3 protein-coding genes and 2 pseudogenes are annotated in these 3,440 nt (G+C 32.3%); 3 read left to right on the top strand and 2 right to left on the bottom strand.

The features are described 5' to 3' along the window. Positions 1–480 precede the first annotated feature (480 nt). Positions 481–1,086, top strand: coding sequence for a PRK06770 family protein (locus tag V7183_RS23480; protein ID WP_335361011.1), 606 nt, complete (start codon positions 481–483; stop codon positions 1,084–1,086). 79 nt (positions 1,087–1,165) lie between these two features. On the opposite strand, the pseudogene V7183_RS23475 reads toward V7183_RS23480, so the two are convergent. Both V7183_RS23475 and V7183_RS23470 read right to left on the bottom strand, forming a co-directional pair. Then, positions 1,166–1,312, bottom strand: a pseudogene (locus V7183_RS23475) (LysR family transcriptional regulator); the annotation flags it as partial. Positions 1,313–1,316: 4 nt separating this feature from the next. Then, positions 1,317–2,213, bottom strand: a complete 897-nt coding sequence (locus tag V7183_RS23470) for a LysR family transcriptional regulator (protein WP_097894922.1) — start codon at positions 2,211–2,213, stop codon at positions 1,317–1,319. A gap of 131 nt (positions 2,214–2,344) precedes the next feature. Between V7183_RS23470 and V7183_RS26055 the strand changes: the two are divergent. Both V7183_RS26055 and V7183_RS23465 read left to right on the top strand, forming a co-directional pair. Further along, positions 2,345–2,464 (top strand): annotated as a pseudogene (locus tag V7183_RS26055) (aminotransferase class III-fold pyridoxal phosphate-dependent enzyme); the annotation flags it as partial. A 10-nt stretch (positions 2,465–2,474) separates the two neighbouring features. After that, positions 2,475–3,164 (top strand): MOSC domain-containing protein, encoded by a 690-nt coding sequence (locus tag V7183_RS23465; protein ID WP_097894921.1) that lies wholly within the window; start codon positions 2,475–2,477, stop codon positions 3,162–3,164. Positions 3,165–3,440 lie beyond the last annotated feature (276 nt).

Here is a 3,440-nt window from a genome sequence, read left to right as displayed (position 1 = left end):
TTTCACAATTTAAAATTAAAGAATAAAAATTATTTATAAATGGGGTACCACCCATAGCTATCAAGCTAATATTTTGAAGTGTCCCCAAAACGAAAATTTTCTTATTTTACAGTTATTTATGAAAATTAAATTCATTTTTTTCGTTTTGGAGAACAACCAATCTCTTAAGTTGATGCAATGGGATTTCACTACAAATATCGATACCATGCACAGTCGTTTTGTTAATGATTGAATGAATATATTTTAATAGTGTAGGTAGAACCAAGGATGATAAAAGTTACAATTTAAAAATTATACTATTTTTTCAGAATATTCTTGCGATGTTGTTCTGAAAAGAAATACAATATAAGGAAATACATGAAGGTTCTTGTCAAATCGTGTTGTAGAGGAGTGGGAATAGAGAAAGAAATTTAATAGAAAAGTATATTCAATAAGTGTGAAGAAAACGAGAGACGGAATACTGGGGAGGAAACATGCACAATGAAAACGCTATTGAAAATACTAGGGGTAATTGCAGGGATGGCTGTAATCGGTGTAGCGATTACTTATGGACTCTTATATTATATGAATCATAGTAAACCAATTGCTAAAAAGGTACCAACAGCGGCTCCTGCAGTGGAAGTATTAGCAGATAGTAAAGTGAAAGCAGAGAATGCGAAGTTATTAGAAAATGGTAATTATTCATTACCAAATAGTGATTTTAATAAAAACTTTAAGTGGACCGATGAAAAGGTACAAATTGCATTACACGAAATGGCTCATCAAAAAGTAAAAGCGGATCAAAAATGGGGATATATTTTTATAACGCAAGAACGAATTGAAAGTTTATTAGAAATTGTGAAGAGCAATGATCTAGGTCATACAAATACATATGTAGATATTTTAGAGAGATGGAACCAAGGAAAATACGAGAAAGTAGATAAAGATCATAATACGATCTGGAAATTGCAAAGCGGGAATCTTGGTGAAGGTAAAGGTGTAATGTCACAAGCTGAGCAGAAAGAGCTAGTTGATAAACTATTTATGCAAAAAGAGACATTTTCCGGAAGTACATTAATAGCAAGTGGTGAACAAGTTAAGAAATAATATAAAATACTATACATAATTTGGGGAGAACCTTGTCTTAATACTAGAGAAGAACTCTGTTAAGACAAGGTTATTTGATTTACCACTTAAATAGCGTAAGAAAAAATTGTAATACGGGAAATATCCATCTGGATTTATGATAAATAGCATGGCTCTTTATAAATAGTGGCGCTTCAATAGACTGAAATGCTAATTGGTTTTTGTTATAATTCTCTTTTACAACAATAGTTTTAAAAAGTATCTACAATTGTTTTTAATTGCTCAATAAACTCCCTTGTAGCAGCGCACATATATTTGTCCTTTCTATAGATAATTCCAATGTCGATTGTTGGGCTAGGATTCTCGATTCTAATAGATTGAATATGCTCACTTTGTAGAAAGTCTATATACGGTTTGGGTAAAACGGTAATTCCCATTTCTTTTGAAACCATTTGAATTAATGATTCCATTGTACTTATTTCTAAAATTGGTTTCGGTGTAAATTTAAAGCTTTGACAATGTGAAGTAATCAGCTGCGTTAAAAAGAAATTTTGAGGTAGGAGGATAACAGGATAGTTCTGTAATATTTCCATTGATACAGCACTTTGTTTTGTTAGTTCATGACCTGTTGGAACTACTAAAGTAAGCTCACTTTGATAAAGCGGGATAGATATGATTTCTTTATCTTGAACAGGAAGAAATGTAATCCCAATGTCTAATTCATTTTGTAATAATCTTTCACGAATTTCTCCAGTACGAAGTCCTAATATAGAAAGTTCAATTTTGGGATATAACTCATTAAATTTCAAAATGGCTGGTGGTAATAAGTAGTTTACGACCGTTAACAAAGCACCGATGGTTAATTTTCCTTGTTGGAGTCCATTTAAATCTCGAATTGCGGCACGAGCTTGTTCTACTTCATGAAAGACTTTTTTACTATGTGCTAATAAAATTTTTCCTGCTGCGGTTAAAGATATTTTTTTGCCAATTCGATCAAAAAGCGGCATACCAATTTCATGTTCAAGTGTGCGGATTTGTTGACTAAGAGAAGGCTGTGAAATATTTAATTTCTCTGCTGCTTTTGTAAAATGTAATTCTTTCGAAACTGCTAAAAAGTATTCTAATTGTCGTAATTCGATTGGAACCACCTCTGATTATAGGGTTTACCTATCATTATTATATAAATAATTGAATTGAACAATGTTTTTCCGGAATTTATAATCACATTAGTAAATGAGTAACGTAACTATTGTGAGAAAATAGATGAGGTGATGAAACTTTGCGAAGATCTAATATACTACTGGGGGATTATTCTCAAGAACTTCATAAAAGATATCAAGAAGCTGTGTCAACCGGAGTATATCATGTGCCGCCTTTATATGTGAAGGCAGAAAAAGGAGGGAGTAGGGATGACAAAATCGTATGAATTAGTCTCCCTTAATTTAGGTATGCCAAAAGAAGTGACATATGGAGGGAACTTAATTCGAACCGGTATTAACAAATCGCAGGTAAATAAACCTGTCTTTTTATCATCATTAAAATTTGAAGGAGATGGGCAAGCTGATTTAATTCATCATGGTGGAAAAGATAAAGCGGTTTGTGTTTATTCGTATAACCATTATTCATACTGGGAAAAAGAATTGAATTGTAACCTTGTATACGGTGCTTTTGGAGAAAATATAACAGTGCAGGGAATGCTTGAAGAAGATGTTTGTATAGGGGATATATTTCAAGTTGGAGAAGCGGTGGTACAAGTAAGTCAGCCGAGGCAGCCTTGTTTTAAATTAGCGAAAAAGTATGATATACCGAAGTTACCACTTTATTTTCAAAACACAGGATATACCGGGTTTTATTTTCGGGTTTTAAAAGAAGGATGGGTATCACCGACAGATTCTTTGGCAAAGATTCAGGCGGACCCAAAAGGTATTTCAATTGCTTATGCAAACCATATGATGCACAAAGAAAAACGAAATTTTGAGGGAATACGAAGGATTTTAGAAGTTGACGCTCTTTCAGCAAGCTGGAAAAAAACATTTGAAAAACGTTTAATGGGGGAAGAAGTAAATACGAAAGCGCGACTAGAAGGGATTAGTGAATAACTGAGCTGAGGGTGTTTAATATATTTCTGGATATTAAAATCAAATTCTATTTTTAATGTTTATAAAAAACGGTGTCCTTAAAGTGGCTGCATAGCTAGTACAAGGACACCATTTTTTATAGTAATATAGTAAAAAGTTTGTTTTTTATTGAAAATAAGTTCTACCTTAGGAGTGCCGTTTAATATAATATGAAATTTATCCCCTATCTAACTTTTTGTTTTCGCTAAATTTTAAGGTGGGGGTATTTTATATAAAATAAAATATAGATATTTAAAT

The sequence above is a fragment of the Bacillus sp. JJ1127 genome (genome assembly GCF_036965845.1).
Lineage (GTDB): Bacteria > Bacillota > Bacilli > Bacillales > Bacillaceae_G > Bacillus_A.
Note: the sequence above shows the minus strand (reverse complement) of the source record. Positions and strands in the feature narration are given on the sequence as shown.